Below are 22,992 nucleotides of genomic sequence, written 5' to 3' on the forward strand. Positions count from 1 at the left end.
CACTGTTGTCCGAATCAGCCACCGAGACTGCCTTCTGCAAGGTCGCCGCCGAGCACGTGGGCATGCACGTGGAAGACCGTCTGCCCCGCGCCGGGACCGGTGTTGAAGACCAGTCGGAAATCGCCGCTGCCATGCTCTGCGGCGACATCCCCCGCCACCGCCACCATCTCGGCGAGCAACGCAGGATCACCCGCCGCAAGCTCGGTGACATCGCGGTATTCGGCGGTCTTCGGAATGACCAAGAGGTGCAGCGGCGCCTGCGGAGCGATATCCCGGATGACGAACACGTTCTCGGTCTCGCTGAGGATCTCTGCGGGAATCTCGCCACGCAGGATGCGGGTGAAGACGGAGGGTTCGCTCATGCGCTCAGTCTACCGACGGCCTCTCCGGCGGGCCCAGCTACCACTTGCACGATCACCACCGGCCGAGCGTGCTGCTGAGCACAGCGATTGCCGCGGGTCCCGCTGTGGAAGTACGCAATACATGCTCGCCCAGGCGCACGAGCGTCGCGCCCGCAGCTTCGAGGGACGTCAGCTCGCCTGCGTCGATCCCGCCCTCGGGCCCGACGACGATAGCGATATCGCGGCAGTCGGTCGGGTCAGGCATCCATTCGCTGAGACGCAGCGCCGCTGTCGGCTCCAACACGAGCATCCGGGTCGCCGCGGCCCGCTCGCACAACTGTGCAGTCGTCAGCGGGCCGCCGACTTCTGGAAGCCACGCACGGTGCGCCTGCTTGCCTGCTTCCCGCGCGATCTGACGCCAGCGCGTGACACCCTTCTCACGCTTGGCCGCGTCCCACCGCGAAACGCTGCGGGCAGCTTGCCACGGCGTGATGACATCCACGCCGAGTTCGGTCGACGCTTGGACCGCGAGTTCGTCGCGGTCGCCTTTCGCAAGAGCCTGCACGAGCTCGATCCGCACGGATGGACGCGGTACCTCCTCCCGGTTCGTGACGCGAACCAGGACCTCGCGGGCTGCGACGAGCTCGCACGCGCCTTCGAGCCACACTCCTGCTCCGTCACCGAGCGTGACCGTTTCTCCGACGCGGACCCGACGAACCGTGGCGGCGTGGTGCGCCTCAGCGCCGGTGAGGGTCACGGTCTGGCCGGTATCGGCATCCAGCGGTTCGTCGACGACGAAGTGAAGCGGCACGATCAGCCGTTCCGGAACCGATCGCGCAGCTTCGAGAACAGACCCTGATGGAACTCCGCCAGGTGAGGCGCGGGAGCCTTCGTGCGCTTGGCGAACTCCTCGATGAGGCCCCGTTCCTTGGCGTCGAGCTTCGTGGGCGTGACCACGTGCACGCCAACGCGCAAGTCACCACGCTGATTGCCGCGCAACGGTGTGATGCCTCGACCCTTGATGGTCAGCACATCGCCCGACTGGACTCCTGGACGCACCTCGAGGTCCACCGGCCCGTCGAGGCCCTCGATCGTCGTGGCCGCGCCGAGAACGGCATCCGGCATCGACACTTCGAGCGTTGCGAGCAGGTCGTCACCTTCGCGGCTGAATACCGGATGCGTCGCGACGGAGACCTCGATGTACAGGTCGCCCCGCGTCCCACCGCCCGGTCCGACTTCGCCCGATCCGGGAAGCTGAAGCCGCAGGCCCGTGTCAACACCGGCCGGAATGTCGATCGACACGGTGCGACGAGCCCGAACGCGACCCTGCCCCTGACACGTCGCGCACGGGTACGGGATCGTCGTGCCGTACCCCTGACATGTGCCGCACGGCTGGGAGGTGACGACGTTGCCAAGCAGGCTTCGTACGGTGCGCTGGATGTGGCCCGTGCCGTGGCAGATATCGCAGCGAACCGGCGTTGTTCCGGGTTGCGTGCACGAACCATTGCAGGTCTCGCACATGACGGCGGTGTCGACGTCGATGTCGCGATGGACACCGAATACGACATCCTTCAGGTCGAGGTCGACGCGAACCAGCGCATCCTGGCCCCGCTCTTTGCGAGACCGCGGGCGCCCGCCGCGAGCAGCGCCCCCTCCCCCGAAGAAGCTCTCGAAGATGTCGCTGAAGCCACCGAAGTCGCCGGCTCCGCCGAAACCACCGTTCTGGCCGCCGCCCATGTCGTAGCGCTGGCGCTGCTGCGGGTCACTGAGCACGTCGTAGGCATGCGTGACGAGTTTGAACCGCTCGGCAGCGTCCTCCCCCGGGTTCACATCCGGGTGAAGCTCTCGGGCCAGGCGGCGATATGCCTTCTTGATCTCTTCGGGCGACGCGTCTCGCGACACGCCAAGGACCTCGTAGTGGTCAGCCACGGTCACCTTTCTGCATCCCGCGTGTTGTCGCGGGCAGTTCGTACGGGCTCATCGGCCCTTTTCGTCCTCGGCGAGCAGCCCCGTGAGGTAGCGCGCTACTGCACGTACCGCCGCGAGGTTGCTGGGATAGTCCATTCGAGTCGGGCCCATCAGCCCGACGCGTGCCCGCGCGCCCGTCGCATCGTAGTCACTTGCGATGACGGATGCCTCCGACAGCCCGAACGCCTCGTTCTCACGTCCGATGCTGGCTGCGAGCCCGTTGTCATCGGCGACCATCTCCCCCATCAGGCGAAGGATCGTCACCTGCTCTTCGATCGCCTCCAGAAGCGGGTAGATGCTTCCGCGGAAGTCGCTCTCGCGACGCGCGAGATTTGCCGCGCCAGCCATCACGAGCCGATCCTGACGGAACTCGTCAAGCTCCTCCTGCACGACTCGAAGGATCTCGGTGACCGCCGACTGGTGGGCGGTGCGCACGTCACTGTCTGCTTGCTCCTCGACGCGCTTCGCCCCCTGACGGACGCTGCGGCCGACAAGCAGTGTCGACACCTCGGCGCGAACGCGCGCGAGATCTGACTCGTCGAGGGCCACGGTCAGAAGCGCGAGGCGTTGTGACACACGTCCCGTATCGGTGACGACGATGACAAGCACCCGGGTGGGCTCAAGTGCCACGAGCTCAACGTGCGTGATGGTCGCCTTGGCAAACGAGGGATACTGCACGATGGCCACCTGGCCGGTGAGCTGTGTGAGTGCCCGCACCGTTCGCGCCAGAGCGTCATCCAGGTCTCCGGGCCCCTGCAGGAAGCTCGCGATGGCTGCGCGCTGGGCCGGTGAAAGGGGCCGGATCTCGGCGAGGTGGTCGACGAAGACGCGGTAGCCCTTGTCGGTCGGGACGCGCCCCGACGAGGTATGGGGTGCCGCGATGAGTTCTTCGTCTTCGAGAAGCGCCATGTCGTTGCGGATCGTGGCCGCTGATACGCCGAACGCGTGACGCTCGACGATGGCCTTGCTTCCGACGGGCTCGCGGGTATCGACGTAGTCCTGCACGATAGCCCGCAGGACCTGAAGCCCACGCTCGCTGACCATGTCGCCTCCTTCCGCATCCGGCGTCGGCCGTTACAGCGGCTCGACGTGGCACTGGCACTCACATCCTCAGAGTGCCAATTCTAGCGGATGCCTCTCCCCCACGCCCTGGATCACGCGGTCAGCGCGCGGACTACCGCGTCAGCCAGCAGTCGCCCGGCACGAGTGAGCACAAGGGTCCCCCGCACCGCCTCGCGACCGTCGACGAGTCCATCCGCGACGAGACCGGCAACGGCTTGTCGGCTCTGCCATGCCAGCTGCGAAACCGGCAGACCCTCCACCGTACGCACCCGCAGCATCACGCGCTCGAGCAGTCGCGCCTCCTCATCGGGGACCTCCAAGCCCGCCCCCGGTGAATCGCCGGCAGCGAGCCGCTGCGCGTAGGCAGCAGGATGCCTGACATTCCAGAACCGCACGCCTCCGACGTGGCTGTGGGCGCCAGGACCGAAACCCCACCAGTCGTGGCCGTGCCAGTACGCAAGGTTGTGCCGCGAACGGTCGGCGGGGGTCCTCGCCCAGTTGGACACCTCGTACCAGTCGTAGCCGGCCTCCTCGAACGCTGTGTCAGCGTGCTCGTACATGGCAGCCTGCAGATCGTCGTCGGGTGTGGCGAGTTCTCCGCGTCGGATGCGGCGCTCCAGCGCAGTGCCCTCTTCGACGATCAGCGCATATGCCGAGATGTGGTCAGTCTCCAGCGCAAGGGCGGCCTCGACGCTGCGTCGCCAGTGATCGAGGGTCTCGTCTGGCGCGCCGTAGATGAGGTCGACACTTACTGCCAGACCACTGTCTCGTGCGGCGCGCACCGCCGTCGCAACGTTTTCGGGTCGGTGCGTCCGGTCGAGCGTCCGAAGCACCTCCGGCACCGCTGACTGCATCCCGATCGACAACCTCGTGACTCCCGCACCGGCCAGTTCCTCGGTGACCTCAGGTGTGACAGTGTCGGGGTTCGCCTCCACGGTGACCTCGGCATCCGGCTCGAGCCCGAAGCGATCCCGCAGGCTTACCAGAATGACTGCGAGGTCGCGGGCAGGAAGCAGCGTCGGCGTTCCCCCGCCGAAGAACACCGTGCTCAGTGGCCTCGGATGGGCAGAAAGGACGCCCGACGCGAGGTCGATCTCTCGAAGCAGCGTCCCCGCATAGTCCTCGCGGCGCGCGCCACGCAACTCCTCGGCCGTGTAGGTGTTGAAGTCGCAGTAGCCGCAGCGGACGCGGCAGAACGGAATATGGACGTATGCAGACAGCGGGGCGGTGGGGTCGATGACCGCCCCGGGAAGCGATCCGTCGCGCGGAACGGGATCGCCGAGGGGAAGCGCTGCGCCCATCAGGGAGCGAACAGCGGCGATACCGCCGTCAGGTAGGCCCGGAAGAGCCGTCGCCGCCGCCCGCGGACGAAGCGCGGTACCAGCCGGTACAGCGTCGATACGGGACGGTCAAATGCGCGCACGGTGAACCAGACCTCGTCGTTATCGCGCCACTCGACCAGGAACAGCTCCTCGCCGCTGACGACAGAGCCGCCCACGGTGCCGAGCGCATAAGCCGTGCGCCGGGGTTCTTCGACGGCCAGAATGACGCGCAGTTCGGCATCCGCGCGGTAGCCGCTGAGCCGGCCGGTGACATGCACTGTAGCGCCGGCGCTGACATACGGAGTGCCCTCGGCGTCGAAACGCTGCTCGGCGTCGCGTCGCGACGGCGCTATCGGCGCGCCATCCGAGTCGTACGCGACGCCGGCGTAGCCGGACCCGGATGCCGGACGGATGTCGGCCAACGACAACCCGGCCCCGCGCAGCGGCGCCCATGACAAGAGCGACTCGGTCGCCGACTCGAATCGTGCCTGACCGCTACCGATCCGCCAGGACTCCTCGGCGGGGACGCTCTTCTCCGGCGGGTACTGCATGAGGTCGGTAGCCTGTGTGGCCCCGACTGCTGCATAGTCGACGGTCTCGTCCCGGAAGGTTCCGCGGCGCATGGCGATCAGACTACTTGTCTTTACCCTCGACGTCCCCCGAGAGCGCTGCGATGAACGCCTCCTGGGGGACCTCGACGCGACCGACCATCTTCATGCGCTTCTTGCCCTCTTTCTGCTTTTCGAGCAGCTTGCGCTTGCGGGTGATGTCACCGCCATAGCACTTGGCCAGCACGTCCTTACGGATCGCGCGGATGTTCTCGCGGGCGATGATCCGCGCCCCGATGGCGGCCTGGATGGGCACTTCGAACTGCTGGCGCGGGATGAGCTTGCGGAGGCGCTCAGTCATCATCGTGCCGTACCCATACGCCTTGTCGCGGTGGACGATGGAGCTGAAGGCATCCACCTTCTCACCCTGCAAGAGGATGTCGACCTTCACGAGATCGGCGGTCTGCGACCCAGCCGGCTCGTAGTCCAGGCTCGCGTAACCCTGCGTCTTGGACTTGAGCTGATCGAAGAAGTCGAAGACGATCTCACCGAGCGGCATGTTGTAGCGCAGCTCTACGCGGTCCTCGCTCAGGTAGTCCATACCGAGCAGCGACCCGCGTCGGGACTGGCACAGCTCCATGACCGTACCCACATAATCCTTGGGCAACAGGATGCCGACCTTCACCACTGGTTCCGACACCTCGGCAACCCGACCGTCGGGGTATTCACTGGGGTTGGTGACGGTGACAGTCTCTCCGGTGTCGGTTGTGACCGTGTAGGTCACCGACGGCGCGGTGGTGATCAGGTCGAGGTCGAACTCGCGCGAGAGTCGCTCAGTGATGATTTCCAGGTGCAGGAGCCCGAGGAACCCGCAGCGGAAGCCGAAGCCCAGCGCAACCGAGGTCTCGGGTTCGTACTGCAGTGAGGCATCCGAGAGCTTGAGCTTGTCGAGCGCTTCGCGCAGATCGGCGTAATCGCTGCCGTCGATCGGGTAGATGCCCGAGAAGACCATGGGCTTGGGGTCGGTGTAGCCCGGAAGGGCATCGGATGCCGGCTTGCGCTGGTTCGTGATCGTGTCGCCGACCTTCGACTGGCGCACGTCCTTCACGCCGGTGATCAGATACCCCACTTCGCCGACGCCGAGGCCCTTGGTCGGGGTCGGTTCGGGACTGGAGACTCCGATCTCCAGAAGATCGTGCGTTGCCCGGGTCGACATCATCTGGATGCGCTCGCGCGGTTCGAGCTTGCCGTCCACCATCCGCACGTAGGTCACGACGCCGCGGTAGGCGTCGTAGACGGAGTCGAAAATCATTGCGCGGGCCGGCGCGTCAGCGTCACCGGTGGGGGCTGGGATCTCAGCGACGATTCTGTCGAGAAGCTCCTCCACGCCCTGCCCGGTCTTGCCACTGACTCGCAGCACATCGGCCGGATCGCCGCCGATGAGGCTCGCGAGTTCAGCCGCGTACTTCTCGGGGTCCGCGGCGGGTAGATCGATCTTGTTGAGCACCGGGATGATGTGCAGGTCGTTCTCGAGCGCCAGGTAGAGATTCGCAAGCGTCTGCGCTTCGATCCCCTGCGCGGCATCCACGAGCAGGACCGCGCCTTCGCACGCCGCGAGCGAGCGCGACACCTCGTAGGTGAAGTCCACGTGACCAGGAGTGTCGATCATGTTGAGGGCGAAGGTGCCGGCATCCGTCTGCCAGGGCATCCGCACCGCCTGGCTCTTGATGGTGATTCCGCGCTCGCGCTCGATGTCCATGCGGTCGAGGTACTGCGCACGCATGTCGCGATCAGAGACGACGCCCGTGATCTGCAGCATGCGGTCGGCCAGGGTGGACTTGCCGTGGTCGATGTGCGCGATGATGCAGAAGTTGCGGATCTGCGCGGGCGGCGTAGCTGCCGGCTGCAGCGGCGTAGAGGCACGGGGGGACATATCCGCACGATTCTACCGGCGTGCGCACTGTCGCATCCCCCTTGCCTCACGGCGACGGCGGGCTACTCTACCGACATGGCGGTCGCGGTGGTTCTCGTTCACGGCATCCGCACCTCCCGCACGATGTGGCGGGCGCAAGAGCAGTACCTGATCGAGCGCGGTAACCCCGTGACAGCCGTCGACCTCCCCGGGCACGGGTCGCGGATGAACGAGACGTTCTTGCTCGACGGTGCGTTCGCAACGATCGATGAGGCCGTGCGCCGTGCCGCGGAGGAACACGGCACCGTCCTGCTGGTCGCCCACTCGATGGGCGGACTGCTCTCGATCGAGTACGCCGGGCAAGAGGATGCCCCTCCGATCGCCGGCCTGATTGCCGCATCATGCACGGCCATTCCGCGCGGTGCCGCACTGCAGACCTATCGACTTCTCGCCCGCGGGTTCGACTCGCTCCCGAACCGCGGAGCGTGGCTCAGTGAACGGGTGCTGGATGCCACGCTGCCACCAGAGACACGGGCGGACTTCGGCGCTGGGGGCTATGCGCTCGACGCGCAAGACACGGCACTTCGCAGTTTGTCGGTGCTGGACCTGCTGTCGGCCCTCGGCCGGATCGAGGTCCCACTGTGGTTCGTGAACGGCCAGTTCGACCAGCTGCGGGTCAACGAGCGGCTGTTCACGCGGGTCGCACCGGATGCCGAACTGATCGTTGTGCCGCGGACGAGTCACTTGGTTACGGCCATGCGTCCTCGAGTGTTCAACGCGGTCCTGAACCTCGCGCTCACGACCCTCGAACAGACCTGGTAGACTCGCTGATTGGCTTGTGTGTGGGTTTTACCCTCACGATCGCTGGTGGACGCCCCTCTCTCGTCGCCGGCAGTCCATCCATCACTCGAACGAAAGAACGTCTCCACGTGGCGAACATCAAGTCGCAGATCAAGCGCAACAAGACCAACGAGAAGGCTCACGAGCGCAACAAGGCAGTCAAGAGCGCTCTGAAGACCGAGGTGCGTCGCACCCGCGAGGCCATCGCCGCCGGCGACAAGGCCGCCGCCGAGAAGGCTCTGGCCACGGCGACCAAGAAGCTCGACAAGGCAGTCAGCAAGGGCGTCATCCACGCCAACCAGGCTGCAAACCGCAAGTCGGCGATCTCGAAGCAGGTCGCGGCTCTCTAAGCCTCACGCTTCATGCAAAGCCCGCCCTTCGGGGCGGGCTTTGTCGTTCTGGACGTCAGCTCCCGAACTCGCTGCGCGTCGCGACCACGGTGACGAGTCGCTCGAGAGCGAAGATCGGGTCACGCGAGGCACCCTTGACCTCGGCATCCGCTCGCGCCGCAGCTTGGATGGCTCGGCCCAGAGATTCCTCGTTCCAGCCGGTGAGATCCCGGCGGGCACGGTCAACCTGCCAGTCCTTCACCCCGATCCGGGCCGCGATCGCGGCAGAGGACTCGCGCAGGCCGGCAACACGCGCCATCGTCCGCAGCTTCGACGCGATCGCCGCGACAAGCGGCACCGGGTCAGCTCCGCTGGCCAAAGCGTGCCGCAGCGTAATGAGCGCCTCGCCGTAGCGTCCCGCGATGGCGGTGTCTGCCACGGCAAAGGCTGTCGTTTCGACGCGTCCGCCGTAATAGCGCCGCACGATCTCGTCGGTCACATCACCATCGACATCCGCGATGAGTTGCTGGCATGCCGCGGCGAGCTCGGTGAGGTCGTCGGAGAACGCCGAGACGAGCGCACGGAGGGCGGCAGGCGCGATCCGCTTGTTCGCGGAAGAGAACTCGGCAGCGGCGAAGTCGTAGCGGTCGCTATCGCGCTTGACCGCGGGGCAGGCGATCTCGACAGCATCAGCCTTTCCGCTCCGGATCGCGTCGAGCAGCTTCTTGCCTCGCACGCTCGCGCCCGTGTGGCGCAAAACGACGGTTGCGCCTTCCTGGGGCGACTCGAGGTAGGCCACGGCTTCGGTGAGGAACGAGTCGGATGCCTTCTCGACTCCGAAGACGCGCACGAGCCGAGGCTCACCGAACAGCGACGGCGACGTGACGGTGAGCAGCGTTCCCGCCACGTAGTCGTCGGCACGCAGATCAGTCACCTCGACGGCGGGGTCCTCTGCGCGGACGTAGTCACGCAGACCCGCAATCGCACGCTCTGCGCAGACGTCTTCGGGACCCGAGACCAGCACGATGGGAGCAGGACGCGGATCACGCCACGGTACCTGCCGGATCGCCGACTTCGAGGAACTCGAGCGACGGGGTGCAGCCATGCCGAAAGCCTAGCCGCCACCCACGACAGACGCCGCCCGCTCCCGCCATAGAGCGAGGGTGTCGCCCTCTCCGACGACCGCCACGATCCCGTCCTGGTCGGCGCGCCCGACGGCACTGCCCTGCAGCATTGCGATCGTCGTCGTGGTGGGGTGACCGTAGGTGTTGTCGGCTCCCACCCCGATGAGCGCGACGCGCGGCGCGATCTGCTCGTAGAGACCAGGATCCTGATCAGCGCTGCCGTGGTGGGACACCTTGACGACCTCAACGACGCCGCTGACACTCGCGCGCAGCATCCGCTGCGGATCCGCCGAAAGATCGCCCAGGAAGAGCGATCGTGGGACGCCACCGCCTTCGATACTCACGGTCACCGACGAGTCATTACCCGCAGCGAACAGCGCCGTGGCACGCGGCCAGAGCACGCTCCAGTGGGCGCCACCGAGCGTTCCCGTCATCCCCTCCTGAGCCGACACCACCTGCGCTCCAGCGGCCGCGAGCTCTTCCAGGAGCCGTTCGTCGGCGCTTCCGTCGGTCGGACCGTGCAGCACGGTTTCGGCGCGCCCGATCACCGCCTCGGTGCCGCCGACGTGGTCTTTGTCGAAGTGCGTCAGGACGAGCAAGTCGAGGCGTGTGACGCCGACCCGGTCGAGGCATGCGCTCACCAGCGCGGGGTCGTGACCCGTGTCGATGAGCGCCGTCGCGCCCTCGCTGCGCACGAGCACCGCGTCTCCCTGGCCCACATCACACATCAGAATCGACCACTCGCCGGGGATGCCCCACCGCTGCGTGATCGTGGTGACAACGGTCGTGGAGGTCCAGACGGTGACGAGAGCTGCGAGCAGCAGCGCCGAGCCACGACGGATGCGGGCGGACCGGGGGCTCTGTGCGGGTAGGCCGAGCGCGAGGGCGACGAGTCCGCCCACCACAGCGAGTGAGAGAGCGCCCACGAGTCCGCTCACCCAAGGAACGCGTGCGAAGGGCAACCCGCTCGCGACATCCGCGATCCCGGCGATCCAGGCTGCCGGGAGCCACGCGAGTGCTGCCAGGCCGCTCTGCAGCACCGGGAACGGCGCGGCCAGGCACGCGGCAAGCCCCAGCACCGTCGCTGCGGGGGCGGCGGGCGCGGCGAGAAGGTTCGCCGGCACACCCCAGAGGGGCACCGTTGGGTCGATCAGCACCAGCAGCGGTCCGCACGCCAGCTGGGCGGCAAGCGGCACGGAGAGGGCAAGCGCCAGCGGCGCCGGCATCGCACGCGTCAGCCCCGATGCAAGCGGTCGGGCCAGCGTCAGAAGCGCCGCCGTGGCAGCCACGGAAAGCGCGAACCCCAGTGAGCCCGCCAACCAGGGGTCGAAGAGCAGGAGCAGGACCACGGCCGCGCTCAGCAGCGCGACCCCCGCGCCAGCGCGACCGAGCAGGACCGCGAGCATGGCGATTCCTGCCATCATCGCGGCGCGGACGACGCTGGGCTCGGGCGTGACGAGGATGACGAAGCCGACAAGCGCACCGAGACCGGAAACGACGCGGACCCGGCGCCCAGCCCCGAGTCCAGCCGCAACGACGAATGCGATCCCCACGACGAGCGCACAGTTTGCGCCCGACACTGCGGTGAGGTGGGATAGCGAGGATGCCTTCATGTCGGCATCCGTCTGGGAGCTGACCGCTGAGGTATCACCCACCGCGAGTCCAGGAACGAGCTCTCCCCCGCCGCCGGGCAGACCCGCGGCGGCTCGGACCAGCGACTGCCGGAGGTCGGCTGCGATGCGCAGGATGCCGGTGGGTGGTTCGACGACCTCTATCTCGTGCGCCAGGATCTGAACAACGGCACGATCTCCCGGATACGCCGGCCTGCTCGTTCCATTCATCCGTGCACGTGCGCCCACATCCAGCCCGCTGCTGACCTGCTCGCCCGACACGCGTACTGCCGCGTCAGTCCAGCCGGAGATCGCACCTCCATCAGCCCCGATGAGTCGGATCGACGCATCGAACGCGCGCTGGCCGCCCGCGCGCGGCTCGACCTTGCCGCTGACGATCGCCTCGACCTCGACGACACGCGAGCCGCTTCCGAAGGCTTCGAGCGCGGCATCCCGCCCCGGCTGCGCCAACGCAACATGGATGCCGACCCCAGCTGCCGCCGCCAGCGCCACAACGACAACAGACAAGACGCCTGCCGTCGCAAGGGAGCGCCGATACACGCCGCCAGCCTCCGACGCCGCGGTCGAGGAGCGCGGTCGCGAGATCGCACCGAGCACAACTCCCCCACCGACGCCGGCCGCCGCCAGGGCCATGACCGCCATCGGCGCGAGCGCAGGAGCGTTCACCAGCACGAAAGCCGTCGCCCATGCCACCACCGCGGCCGGCACGAGCCGCGCGGCACGCCATCGCCGCCCTCCGCTCAGCACAGGGCGGCCCGCTCACACCGTGACGAGATCACGAAGGGACTCGAGCATCTTGGGTCCGATCCCGGAGACCGACAACAGATCATCGACGCTCGCGAACCGCCCGTTCGCCTCCCGCCACTCGATGATCCGTCCGGCAATGGCTGGCCCCACGCCCGGGAGCGTGTCGAGCGCTCCTTCATCCGCGCTGTTCAGGTTCACCCGGCCGTCGGCCGTGACACCGGCAGGTCCAGCTGCCGGTGCCTCCCCCACGCGCGGCACGATCACCTGCTCCCCATCCGATACGGGGCGCGCAAGATTGACCCCGGCAGCCTCGGCATCCTCGGCGAGTCCTCCTGCCGCAGCCACCGCATCGACGACCCTCGCATCGGCGTGCAGAACGTACAGCCCTGGAGCGTTCACAGCTCCCGAGACGTGGACATAGAGCGAGGTGGACGCCGTGGCCACCGTCACCGGCGCTGGGGCCAATGACTGAGCGGATCCGGCACCCCGAACGATCCCCACGATCACCGCGATCGCAAGAGCGCCATGGGCCAGAATGACGACAGCACCGACGCCCCAGCGACGTCGCTCCTCGCGCGCAAGCCCACCCACATCGCGACGCTATGGCGATGACTCAGTCACCGAGCGACGGGGGGACCGAAGCGGTGCAGAAGCTCTCGCAGACCTCCCGTGGGGAGGAAGGCGTCAGCTCGTGCTGAAGCTGACGACCTTCGGAGCGCGAACGATGGCCCGTGTGATGTCGCGTCCGGCGAGCGAGCGGAGCACCCGTTCGTCGGCGCGAGCGAGAGCCTCCAGGTCGGCGCCGTCGATCTTGGCAGAGACCTCGAGCGTCGCACGTACCTTGCCGTCGATCTGCACGACCGCCGTGACCGTGTCTTCGACCAGCAGCGTCGGATCGGCCTGACGCCACCCGACGAGCCCGACGAACGGCTCGTAGCCGAGCGCTTCCCACATCTCCTCTGCCGTGTGCGGGGCGAACAGGTCGAGGATCATCGCCACAGCCTCGGCTGCTTCCCGCACCGCCGGGTCTGCGGGGCCCGCACCGGTGTCGATGGTTCTGCGGATCGCGTTGACCAGCTCCATCAGCCGCGCAACGACGACATTGAACTTCGTCTGCTCGACGAGGCCCGGAGCCTCCGCCCAGAGGCGGTGGGTGATTCGGCGCAACGCGACATCACCCTCCGCCCAGACGACATCCGGCTCGCTCGTGACCTCTTGCGCGATGCGCCACGCGCGAGAGAGGAACTTCTGCGCACCCGTCGTGGAGACATCGGCCCAGTCTTTGTCGTCCTCGACGGGGCCCGCGAAGGCAAGAGCCACGCGCAGCGCATCGGCACCGTGCGTCGCGAGCTCCTCGTGGAAGAGCACGAGGTTGCCCTTGCTCTTGGACATCTTGGAGCCGCCGAGAATCACCATGCCCTGATTGATCAGGCTCGAGAACGGCTCGGTGAAGTCGACGAGTCCCATGTCGAACAGGACCTTGGTGATGAAGCGCGCGTACAGCAGGTGCAGGATGGCGTGCTCCACACCCCCGATGTAGAAGTCCACCGGCGCCCAGCGCTGCGCCTCTGCGGGGTCGAAAGCAACCGAGTCGTTGCCCGGTGACAGGAAGCGCAGGAAGTACCACGAGCTGTCGACGAACGTGTCCATCGTGTCGGGGTCGCGAAGGGCTGGATCACCGGTCTCAGGGTCGGTGGTAGCCATCCACTCGGAAGCGCCCCCGAGCGGGGACGTACCCTTGGGCGCCAGGTCGAGGCCGTGAGCGTCGGGGAGCCTGACGGGCAGCTCGTCCTCGGGGACCGGGACGATACGACCGTCCTCGGTGTGCACCATCGGGATCGGCGTACCCCAGAAGCGCTGGCGAGAGATGAGCCAGTCGCGGAGGCGATACGACTTCGAGGCGCGCCCCGTGCCCGCAGTCTCAAGAATCTCGGTGATCCGCGCGATGGCGTTCCGCTTGCTCAGGCCATCCAGCGACCCGGAGTTGATCAGACGTCCTTCACCGGTGAGCGCCACCCCCGTCTTTGCGGGATCGATGGACTCGATGTCATCGGCATCCTCCGAGAGCGGACCGTCCTCCCCGATGACCGGGATGGCACCCGTGGCGGGTGCGGTCGTGTCCACAACAACGCGGATGGGCAGACCGAACTCGCGCGCAAAGTCGAGGTCACGCTGATCATGTGCGGGCACTGCCATGACCGCGCCGTGGCCGTAGTCGGCGAGCACGTAGTCGGCTGCCCAGATCGGCAGGCGCTCTCCGTTGATCGGATTGACGGCGTAGCGGTCGAGGAACACCCCGGTCTTCGGGCGATCGGTGTTCTGGCGCTCGATCTCGGTCTGTTTCTGCACCGTCTCGAGGTAGTCCTGGAACGCGCTCTGGACTTCTGGCGTCGAGCCGGATGCCAGCTCAGCAGCCAGATCACTGTCGGGAGCGACCACCATGAACGTTGCTCCGTACAGCGTGTCGGGGCGGGTGGAGAAGACGGTGACCTTCTCGTCGCGGCCCTCGATCTCGAAGTCGATGTCGGCTCCGACCGAGCGACCGATCCAGTTGCGCTGCATCTGGAGGACCTTGTGGGGCCAGAAGCCTTCGAGCTGGTTCAGGTCGTCGAGCAGCCGATCGGCGTAGTCGGTGATGCGGAAGTACCACTGCGTGAGCTTCTTCTTGATGACCTCGGCGCCACAGCGCTCGCAGTGGCCGTCGACGACCTGCTCGTTGGCCAGCACCGTCTGGTCGACCGGGCACCAGTTGACCGGGCTCTCCTTGCGATACGCCAGGCCGCGCTCGAACAGTCGCTGGAAAAGCCATTGGTTCCACTGGTAGTACTCGGGGTCGCTGGTGTGCAGCACCCGGTTCCAGTCGAACGAGACCCCGTAAGAACGGAAGCCCGCCTTCTGCTGGTCGATGTTGGCGTAGGTCCACTCGCGTGGGTCGGCCCCGCGCTTGATCGCGGCGTTCTCGGCCGGCAGGCCGAACGAGTCCCAGCCGATCGGGTTGAGCACGTTGTAGCCGCGGTGCCGCCAGCTACGGGCGACGATGTCCGAGTACAGATAGTTCTCGGCGTGCCCCATGTGCAGGTCGCCCGACGGATACGGGAACATCGCGAGCACGTACTTGCGTGGACGCGTGTCATCGGTCCCGCCCGCGCGGAACGGATCGGCGGCCGCCCAGCGCTCCTGCCACTTGGCCTGGACCGCTTGCGGGTCATACCCGCCTTCGGGACCGTGGGCGGCAACGGTGTCGGTAGGGGCCATCTGACTCACGTAACGGGTACCAATCGGGATGCAGGGAAGACGCGCGAAAGCGCACCATCCAGGCTACCGGATGCCTGGAATCACGCGCCCGGGGCCGCTGTCGCCCAGCTCGGCGGGACTGATGCGCCGAGAGCGGCGAGTGGTCCGCGCGCTTTCACGACGACCTCCGCGACTTCCGACGATGCCTGCGAGAGCCAGGTGATACCGCCGCCAGCGCCGACATAGGCGTGATCCTGCTCGATGACGATCGAGCGTATGACCATCGCCAGATCCAGGTCTCCCTGGGGCGAGATCCAACCGAAGCATCCGGCGAAGAGACCCCGCGGCGCACCCTCGAGTCGGTGCAGGATCGACATCGCCGAGAGCTTCGGCGCGCCCGTCATGCTGCCGGCAGGAAATGTCGCGCCGAGAAGCTCGCCCACCTCGAGTCCGGGGAGGAGGTCGCCCGCAACCGTGCTCACGAGTTGATGCACGGCTGGATAGGACTCGACGTCGAAGAGTCGCTCGACAGTGACGGTGCCGGTCTGGCAGATGCGCGAGAGGTCGTTGCGCATCAAATCGACGATCATGACGTTCTCGGCCCGCTCTTTGACATCCGTGCGCAGATCTTCGGCGAGTTCGGCATCGACTTCCGCGTCAGCCGAGCGGGGACGGGTTCCCTTGATCGGGAGAGTCCGGATGCGGCCGCGGTCGACCTCGAGAAACTGCTCGGGACTCGCGCTCAGGAGCGCTCGGTCCGCGATCCGCACGAAGCCGCCGTGGTGAGCGCTGACGCCACGTCGCAGGCGCCGGTAGGCAGCGAGAGCATCGTCGACGCCTTCCACCTCGAATCGCGTCGTGAGACACAGCTGGTACGCGTTGCCCAGGCGGATCTGCTCGCGGCACTGCTCGATCAGGGCCGCGTAGGTTGTCGCGTCGTGTCGTGCCGACGAGACGACCGGCGTCGGCTGCGGAATCTCACCCGGATGCTGGAGGTCCAGGAGTTCGGCAGCGAGCTCTCCAGCGCCACCCGCCGCAAACACTGTCGCGATGGATGCCGCATGGTCGAACTCGACGACAACGCGCACCTGCATCCATCGGGCGTCGCCGCCCGAGTCCGGGAACGACGGCGCCCCCGCCCGCCGCGCACCGGCGTCGTAGTCGAACCAGCCAACCCATGCCCCGGGCCGCGGGCCACGCTCATCCGAGCGCGAGTCGTCCTCGGCAGCACTCCCCCGCAAGACCACCCGCTCGACAGCATCCGAAGCGACGGGCTCACCGATGCCGACCCAGCTCCGCCCGGAGGTCGCGCCGGGGCCGGCATCCAGCCAGAACGCGTTTTCGTACCGATGCGCCCATCCGCAGAAGACCTGCTCGGGTTCACGCCACGCCGCTAGCTGAACGTTCGACGGCGGCGTGGTCACGCCTCACAGGCTAAACGCTGTCGGCGGCTCTACGCTTCAAGGATGAACGAGTGGCTCACGTGGCTGCTGGATACGGTGCAAGCAGTCGATCCGGTCGTGCGCACCCTCGTCGCAGGTCTTGCCATCATGCTCGAGACCAGTGTCCTGGTCGGACTCGTGGTTCCCGGCGACACGATTGTGATCATCGCCGGCACCGCTGTCGGCAGCCCCTGGGAGGGGGTGGCACTGGGGGTCGCGGTCGTGATCGGCGCGCTTATCGGCGAAAGCATCGGTTTCTGGCTGGGACGATTCCTCGGCCCGCGCATCCGATACTCACGCCTCGGTGCCCGCATCGGTGAGCGTTCGTGGATCAGGGCCGAGCTGTACGTCAACCGGCGTGGCGGGATCGCGATCTTCCTGAGCCGATTCCTGCCGGTCTTGCATTCCCTGGTGCCGTTGACCGTCGGGATGACCGGCTTCGCGTACCGGCGGTTCCTCGCGTGGACAGCGCCTGCCTGCATCCTGTGGGCGACGATCTACGTCTCGGTTGCGTCGGCCGCAGCGGGAACCTACCGCGACCTCGCCGACAGCGCCCACTACGCCGGATACATCTTCGTCGCCGCTATCGCGCTGTTCATCCTGGCGATCTACCTAGGCAAGAAGGTGCTGCACCGCATCGAGCGGCGGCACATGGATGCCGATGACGAGCGCACTCCGTCGGAAGATGCCCCACGAAACCCGAGCCTCGATGGCATGACAGACTGAACGGGTGCCCGGACCGGAGGAAACCCCCGCGCCCCCCAAGATCCTGTGGCTCGCACGACTTGAGCGACGCTTTCACACCTGGCGGGAGCGACGCGCCCGCGCGCGCGGCCTCAAGCCCACGGTGACCCCGTTTGCGGGGTATGGCGGCGATGGCTGGATCCGGGTTCTTGGACGCGTGTTGATCGTCCCGCCACGTAAGCCGCGCGGCGGCGGGGAGTACGCATCAGTGCGCGGATGGCGGAGCTTCCTCGCCGTTCCGGTCGGCTTCGCTCGTGTGGACGTCACCGTAGCCGGCCAGACGCATACCGTGAACGCGGACCGCGGCGGTGTCGTGGATGTCGTGCTGGATGCCGCCCTGTCGCCCGGGTGGCAGACGTTCACGATGACCGTTGAAGGCAGCGCCCCCGTTGAATCACGCGTTTTCGTCGTCGCACCGGATGCGCGCTTCGGCATTGTCTCGGATGTCGACGACACCGTCATGGTGACAGCGCTCCCGCGTCCGCTGCTGGCGGCGTGGAACTCGTTTGTCGTCGACGAACACGCCAGGCAGCCGGTGCCCGGGATGGCTGTGCTTCTCGAGCGGCTTGCGCGCGAGAATCCGGGCTGTCCTGTCGTGTACTTGTCGACAGGGGCATGGAACGTCGCACCGACGCTGGTGCGGTTCATGCGACGCCACCTTTTCCCGCCCGGAGCGCTCCTGCTCACCGACTGGGGTCCCACCCATGACCGCTGGTTCCGCAGCGGACGAGCCCACAAAGAGCACAGTCTGCAACGCCTCGCCGAGGAGTTCCCCGACATCCGCTGGTTGCTCGTGGGTGATGACGGTCAGCACGACGACGCGATCTACACGGCCTTCGCCAGCGAGAACCCCGGACACGTGGCGGCTGTCGCGATCCGCCGCCTCTCCCCTGCTGAGGCCGTGCTCGCTGGCGGCCGAACCGCAGTGAACGACCACTCGGCAGCCGAAGTGCCGTGGGTGACGGCATCCGATGGCGCGGGCCTGCTCGACCGACTCCAGGCCGCTGGGGTATCCCCCGCGTAGTCTTGCCGCATGTGCGGACGGTTCGTCGTGGCAAGTGTTGGAACCGAGCTCGTGGGGATGCTTCGCGTCGACCTCGTCGGCGATGACCTGCCCGGACCGTCGTTCAATGTCGCGCCGACCGACAGGGCTGCGATCGTGCTCGATTCCGCGAAGACCGAACCCCCGGTACGGCGGCTGGAAGGCGCACGCTGGGGCCTGGTCCCCGGCTGGGCGAAAGACCTCTCGATCGGGGCACGAGCCTTCAACGCTCGCTCCGAGGAGCTCGAAGACAAGCCGATGTTCCGCGCCGCACTCGAGAAGCGGCGCGCGATCGTCCCCGTGACCGGCTACTACGAATGGCATCGCACGGATGCCGGCAAGACGCCGTATTTCATCCATCCTGCCGACGACGAACCTCTGCTCTTCGCCGGGCTCTATGAATGGTGGAAAGACCCGTCGAAGCCCGAGGATGCTGACCACCGGTGGGTGCTCTCGTTCACGATCCTCACGCGTGCGTCCTCCGGTGGACTCGGATCGCTCCACGACAGGATGCCTGTCTTCATGGATCCCGATCACGCTGACGCCTGGCTCGACCCCACTCTCGACTACCCGCGAGACATCCTGGATGCCGCCGTCGACGCTGCCGAGATGGTTGCCGACACCCTGGAGGTGTATCCGGTCAGCTCAGACGTCGGGAACGTCCGGAACAACTCACCCGCGCTGATCGAGCCCGTGCCAGGACCGCCGCTCCCCTGACGAGCGGGATCAGGCCGCAGGCGCGCAGGACGAGCAGGGCACGAGACCGCGACCGGCACCTGCAGTCTGCAGCCGCAGCGTCATTACTCGCACCGCGGCTTGGTCGAGGCGCTCCGCGGGAAGGGCGCCGGACTCAACGGCGGCGACGATGCCCGCCGTCAGCTCTGCCGCGGTCTGAGAGTTCGTTCCCAACACCGACAGCAGCATGTCGTTGCCCGCGGCGAGGGCAGCGACGGCGTTGGAAACGGGATCCTGGTATTCGCGGAGGCCCGACGCTTCGAGCATCCCGAGGTCATCGGTGATCGCGACGCCGTCGAAGCCGAGCTCCTCCCGCGCGATGCGGTGCCACTCGCTCGACAGGGTCGCGGGCTTCTCGTCGATCGATGTGTACGCGAGGTGCCCGAACATGAGTAGCGGAGCACCGGCCTCGATGCCAGCCGCGAAGGGGACGGCATCCGTTTGACGCCACTGGTCGTAGGTCTCTGTCGTTGACGGGATGCCGCGGTGCGAGTCGCCCGGGGCAGCGCCATGGCCCGGAAAATGCTTGAGGGTCGACAGGGCCTCGGGTTCCTCGCCGACCACCGCAGCAGCAACGTGTGAGGCACCATTCTCGGGCGTTGTCCCGAGCGCCCGGCGGTAGATGAACATGCTCGTGTCGTCGGTGATGTCGGCAACGATGCCGAAGTTCACCGAGATGCCCGCGCGCTGGACGAGTGCACCTCTTCCGGCGAAAGCGAGTTCGGTAGCCTCCGGCGGCTCATTCTTGAGTGTGATCGACGACGGAAAATCGTCCCACGGAAGGCGAGACACGTCGCCGCCCTCCTGGTCGATGCCCAGCAGCGGCGGAACCGCCGGGTCTACCGTGAGGGCCGCAGTGATCTCGCGCAACCGGTCTTCGGATCCCGGGATGTTCGCACCCATGAGGATGAAACCGCCGACGCCAGTACTCGACATGTAGTCGCGAAGCACGCCGGGGTCGGTTGTCGAGATGTGCCCCATGATCACGCTCGCGGCGCGCTCGCTGAGACTCATCGCCGCAACGGCCGCGGTGGCTCGAGCGGCGACGCTCTCGGCTGTGCCGGCGACGACGACAACATCACCTGCCGGCGCTTGCGTGGCACCGGAGGGCGAGCTCGTGGCGTCCGCCGCCGGTGCGAGGACGAGAGCTCCCAGCACGAAGCAGGCCACGGCTGCTGCCGCGATCCCCGCGTGCGTCACGGGCGTGAGCATGCGCGCGTCTTCTCCGCGGCGTACCGCATGGAATCGATGGCGACCTGCCGAACTCACGTGTTCACGCTACCCGTTCTCGCGCGCACTACCCTTGTCTGCATGGGGGCAAGCCGCAAAGACCGCGCGATCGCGCGCCGGACGTTCCTCGGGTTCGCGGCGGTGTTCACGACGGCCGGCGTCGTCGGGACGATCACGACCGACAACGCCAAGGCCCGCACCGCGTTCGATGACGCACTCACTGCGTGGGTAGTCTCCGGAGCTGCGGTCGACCACTCTGCCGCTGCGTTCAGCGCGGCCCAGACGGATGCCATCGCTGCGGCAGCTGAGGCGTCGACGGTTATCGAGGTCACCGACCCCGAGATGCTGCAGGATTCTGCGACCCTCGACACGCTGCGGGCGTCGTTGGATGCATTAGTTGCGGCGGGGCTGCTGACAATCGCCTCGCCGGGTGAGGTGACGGCTACGACAACCGCGCCCGACCCGCGCTCGACACCAGACGTACCCGAGGGCCGAGAGGCGCAGCTCGCGCAGGCACAATCGCTCACCGAGGATGCGGCCCACCTGACGGAGACTGCCGACACATCTGAGCAGTCGACCTCGGAGCTTGAAGCCGCCACCACCGCGGCGTTGGCCGACATCGACGCCGTCGTTGCGTCGGCAGCAGCTCACGGCGCAGCGGTCGAGGTGCCGAGTCTTGCCTCGCAGGAGACCAAGGATGCGTACGCTGCCGCGGTCGCCGCGCTCGGCGACTCCGCGGCTGGTAGCGCGTCGCAGCGGATCGGCGCGTACCAGCAATCATGGACCGCGGTCCAGGACTCGCAAGCCGCAGCTGAGGCTGCGCAGGCGCGGGGCAACAGCGGCGGTGGAGACGACGACGTCCAACCGACGTATATCAACGGCATCCTCATCGCCAACAAGACTTATCGCCTGCCCAGCTGGTACGGGAACGGACTGACTGGCGACACACTCGCCGCGTTCGAGCGGATGCGTGCCGAAGCTGCATCGCTCGGGTACAACCTCTGGATTGCGAGCGGGTTCCGCTCCTATGCGACACAGGTCAAGGTCTACAACAGCTACGCCTCCCGCGACGGTACGGCTGCTGCCGACCGGTACTCAGCGCGGCCCGGGCACAGTGAGCACCAGTCGGGCCTCGCGTTTGATCTGAACACCATCACGGAAGCGTTCGGATACACGCCCGAGGGCCAATGGGTCGCCGCAAACGCGCACCGGTTCGGTTTCATCGTGCGCTACCCGCAGGGTAAAGAGGGGGTGACCGGATACATCTGGGAGCCCTGGCACCTGCGCTACCTCGGCGTCGACACCGCTACGGCGGTGTACAACAGCGGGCTGTCGCTCGAGGAGTATTTGGGCATTACCTCGGTCTACAGCTGAGCAGGATTTCCACCGCACCGAGGGTGACATCGGCAACCTCGACGAGGCAGTACGATCTCGCTCATGCCCGAATCTTCCGACGCAGCATCGTCGCGCCGACACTCATTCTTTGAGGACCTCCAGCTCCTCATCGTCATCCTTCTTGGTGTGGTCTCTGTTGCCACCGCATACGTCTCGTTTGAGGCCGCCCTGTACGGCGGTCAGCAGGCAGCGGCGTACTCACGCGGCGGAGCGGCCCAGACCGAGGCGGAGTCCATCTACCTGGAGGCGAATCAGCAGTACGTGCAGGATGCCGAGACCCTCACGCGCCTCTCGGAGTATCAGATCGAGATGGATGGCGCCGACCCGGACGTCGCCGCCGCGGCATCCGAGAAATACGACCAGCTGTATTTCACGAGCGTCTCGGAAGACCTCGACGCCGCCATCGCGTGGGCCCAGGCCGAAAACGAGGCAGACCCGACCACTTACACCGACCCGCAGGCTTCGGAGGACTACCAGGACGCCCTGTTCGGCGCGTGGTCTGACGCGGATGCCGCGGCAAAGGCCCTGCTCGCTGAGGGTGACGAGGCTAATCAGTACAGCGATCGACTGACACTCAACACAGTGTTGATGGCAATCGCGCTCTTCCTTCTCGGTATCGCCGCAGTGATCCGAAACCGTCGCGCCCAGTGGATTCTCATCGGCGTGAGCAGCGCCATCTTCCTGCTTGCCCTCGGACTGACGGTGATCGTCCCCTTCACCTGGTTCTAGCGCAGGCGCGTAGACCTCTCCGCAGGAACGAAGAAGGGCGCCCACATGGGGCGCCCTTCTTCGTTTGGTGGACCTGAGGGGACTCGAACCCCTGACCCCCTGCATGCCATGCAGGTGCGCTACCAGCTGCGCCACAGGCCCGGATGTCGCCCCGAGAGGCAACTAGAACAGATTACTACATCGGCGGGCAGCAGCCGAACCGGTGCAGCATCCGTCCTCAGTCGCTTACCGCCCGCGCGGGGCGATCGATGGGCACAACCGGGCAGTCCTTCCAGAGCCGTTCCAGGCCGTAGAACGCCCGCTCCTGCTCGTGGAACACGTGCACGACCAGATCGCCGAAATCCAGAAGAATCCACCGGGACTCCTGGCGACCCTCGCGACGAAGACGCTTGTGCCCGGCCTCGAGCAGCTTTTCTTCGATCTCGTCAGCGATCGCCGCGACATTCCGTTCGCTGCGACCGGTCGCGAGCAAAAAGATGTCGACAAGAGGGAGCGGCTCCGAGACATCCAGCGCGACGAGATCTTCGGCACCCGTGGCCTCCGCCGCCGCAGCCGCAATCGCAAGCATCTGCTTCGATACATCCGTAGCCGTCACGCGCGCGCTCCCGCACTCGCGA

The 22,992-nt window shown here is 66.9% G+C and carries 21 protein-coding genes and 1 tRNA gene; 7 read left to right on the forward strand and 15 right to left on the reverse strand.

Going from position 1 to position 22,992, the window contains the following annotated elements:
• Positions 1-14: 14 nt before the first annotated feature.
• From AB0O89_RS06015 to lepA, 7 genes are all read right to left on the reverse strand, one after another.
• Entirely contained in the window at positions 15-362 is a 348-nt protein-coding gene (locus AB0O89_RS06015; RefSeq protein ID WP_228178928.1) for an HIT domain-containing protein, read from the reverse strand.
• Between the two features lie 52 nt (positions 363-414).
• The gene (locus AB0O89_RS06020) at positions 415-1,152 is read right to left on the reverse strand and encodes a 16S rRNA (uracil(1498)-N(3))-methyltransferase (RefSeq protein ID WP_228178929.1); all 738 of its coding nucleotides are present in this window, start codon (positions 1,150-1,152) and stop codon (positions 415-417) included.
• A 2-nt stretch (positions 1,153-1,154) separates the two neighbouring features.
• Entirely contained in the window at positions 1,155-2,270 is a 1,116-nt protein-coding gene (gene dnaJ / locus AB0O89_RS06025; RefSeq protein ID WP_363495102.1) for a molecular chaperone DnaJ, read from the reverse strand.
• 48 nt (positions 2,271-2,318) lie between these two features.
• A complete protein-coding gene (gene hrcA, locus AB0O89_RS06030; RefSeq protein WP_363495104.1) occupies positions 2,319-3,353 on the reverse strand; it encodes a heat-inducible transcriptional repressor HrcA in 1,035 nt (344 codons plus the stop codon).
• 110 nt (positions 3,354-3,463) lie between these two features.
• Positions 3,464-4,672, reverse strand: a complete 1,209-nt coding sequence (gene hemW, locus AB0O89_RS06035) for a radical SAM family heme chaperone HemW (RefSeq protein ID WP_300594401.1) — start codon at positions 4,670-4,672, stop codon at positions 3,464-3,466.
• The gene (locus tag AB0O89_RS06040) at positions 4,672-5,316 is read right to left on the reverse strand and encodes a DUF1990 family protein (protein WP_300594398.1); all 645 of its coding nucleotides are present in this window, start codon (positions 5,314-5,316) and stop codon (positions 4,672-4,674) included. Before AB0O89_RS06040 ends, hemW begins: the two co-directional genes overlap by 1 nt.
• A gap of 10 nt (positions 5,317-5,326) precedes the next feature.
• On the reverse strand, positions 5,327-7,174 hold the full coding sequence (gene lepA, locus AB0O89_RS06045) for a translation elongation factor 4 (RefSeq protein WP_363495106.1): 1,848 nt from the start codon (positions 7,172-7,174) through the stop codon (positions 5,327-5,329).
• A gap of 75 nt (positions 7,175-7,249) precedes the next feature.
• On the opposite strand from lepA, the gene AB0O89_RS06050 reads away from it, so the two are divergent.
• A complete protein-coding gene (locus AB0O89_RS06050) occupies positions 7,250-7,975 on the forward strand; it encodes an alpha/beta hydrolase (RefSeq protein WP_363495108.1) in 726 nt (241 codons plus the stop codon).
• Positions 7,976-8,082: 107 nt separating this feature from the next.
• Positions 8,083-8,343, forward strand: coding sequence for a 30S ribosomal protein S20 (gene rpsT / locus AB0O89_RS06055; protein ID WP_363495110.1), 261 nt, complete (start codon positions 8,083-8,085; stop codon positions 8,341-8,343).
• Positions 8,344-8,398: 55 nt separating this feature from the next.
• Here the strand turns inward: rpsT and holA are convergent, their stop codons facing one another.
• From holA to AB0O89_RS06080, 5 genes are all read right to left on the reverse strand, one after another.
• Positions 8,399-9,427, reverse strand: coding sequence for a DNA polymerase III subunit delta (gene holA / locus AB0O89_RS06060; RefSeq protein ID WP_292729430.1), 1,029 nt, complete (start codon positions 9,425-9,427; stop codon positions 8,399-8,401).
• A 9-nt stretch (positions 9,428-9,436) separates the two neighbouring features.
• Positions 9,437-11,785 carry a ComEC/Rec2 family competence protein gene (locus AB0O89_RS06065; protein WP_363495113.1) on the reverse strand — a complete coding sequence of 783 codons (2,349 nt, stop codon included), beginning with the start codon at positions 11,783-11,785 and terminating at the stop codon, positions 9,437-9,439.
• 51 nt (positions 11,786-11,836) lie between these two features.
• Positions 11,837-12,415, reverse strand: coding sequence for a helix-hairpin-helix domain-containing protein (locus AB0O89_RS06070; protein WP_363495115.1), 579 nt, complete (start codon positions 12,413-12,415; stop codon positions 11,837-11,839).
• A gap of 93 nt (positions 12,416-12,508) precedes the next feature.
• Positions 12,509-15,079 carry a leucine--tRNA ligase gene (gene leuS, locus AB0O89_RS06075; protein WP_363495117.1) on the reverse strand — a complete coding sequence of 857 codons (2,571 nt, stop codon included), beginning with the start codon at positions 15,077-15,079 and terminating at the stop codon, positions 12,509-12,511.
• 80 nt (positions 15,080-15,159) lie between these two features.
• Complete coding sequence (locus AB0O89_RS06080) at positions 15,160-16,482, reverse strand: anthranilate synthase component I family protein (RefSeq protein ID WP_363495119.1); 1,323 nt, start codon at positions 16,480-16,482, stop codon at positions 15,160-15,162.
• A gap of 42 nt (positions 16,483-16,524) precedes the next feature.
• On the opposite strand from AB0O89_RS06080, the gene AB0O89_RS06085 reads away from it, so the two are divergent.
• The 3 genes from AB0O89_RS06085 to AB0O89_RS06095 are packed head-to-tail and all read left to right on the forward strand — an operon-like array spanning position 16,525 to position 19,003.
• Positions 16,525-17,226 (forward strand): DedA family protein, encoded by a 702-nt coding sequence (locus AB0O89_RS06085; RefSeq protein ID WP_300590453.1) that lies wholly within the window; start codon positions 16,525-16,527, stop codon positions 17,224-17,226.
• 4 nt (positions 17,227-17,230) lie between these two features.
• On the forward strand, positions 17,231-18,268 hold the full coding sequence (locus AB0O89_RS06090) for a phosphatase domain-containing protein (protein ID WP_300590452.1): 1,038 nt from the start codon (positions 17,231-17,233) through the stop codon (positions 18,266-18,268).
• A 9-nt stretch (positions 18,269-18,277) separates the two neighbouring features.
• On the forward strand, positions 18,278-19,003 hold the full coding sequence (locus AB0O89_RS06095) for an SOS response-associated peptidase (RefSeq protein WP_363495122.1): 726 nt from the start codon (positions 18,278-18,280) through the stop codon (positions 19,001-19,003).
• Between the two features lie 9 nt (positions 19,004-19,012).
• Here the strand turns inward: AB0O89_RS06095 and AB0O89_RS06100 are convergent, their stop codons facing one another.
• Entirely contained in the window at positions 19,013-20,290 is a 1,278-nt protein-coding gene (locus tag AB0O89_RS06100) for a glycoside hydrolase family 3 N-terminal domain-containing protein (protein ID WP_363495124.1), read from the reverse strand.
• A gap of 42 nt (positions 20,291-20,332) precedes the next feature.
• Between AB0O89_RS06100 and AB0O89_RS06105 the strand changes: the two genes are divergently transcribed.
• On the forward strand, positions 20,333-21,625 hold the full coding sequence (locus tag AB0O89_RS06105; RefSeq protein ID WP_363495126.1) for a M15 family metallopeptidase: 1,293 nt from the start codon (positions 20,333-20,335) through the stop codon (positions 21,623-21,625).
• A 63-nt stretch (positions 21,626-21,688) separates the two neighbouring features.
• A complete protein-coding gene (locus AB0O89_RS06110) occupies positions 21,689-22,375 on the forward strand; it encodes a hypothetical protein (RefSeq protein WP_363495128.1) in 687 nt (228 codons plus the stop codon).
• A gap of 65 nt (positions 22,376-22,440) precedes the next feature.
• Here the strand turns inward: AB0O89_RS06110 and AB0O89_RS06115 are convergent.
• Positions 22,441-22,516 (reverse strand) — tRNA-Ala (locus tag AB0O89_RS06115).
• A gap of 76 nt (positions 22,517-22,592) precedes the next feature.
• Entirely contained in the window at positions 22,593-22,970 is a 378-nt protein-coding gene (rsfS, locus tag AB0O89_RS06120; protein ID WP_363495130.1) for a ribosome silencing factor, read from the reverse strand.
• Positions 22,971-22,992 lie beyond the last annotated feature (22 nt).

This window comes from Microbacterium sp. NPDC076895 (assembly GCF_040687115.1).
GTDB lineage: Bacteria > Actinomycetota > Actinomycetes > Actinomycetales > Microbacteriaceae > Microbacterium.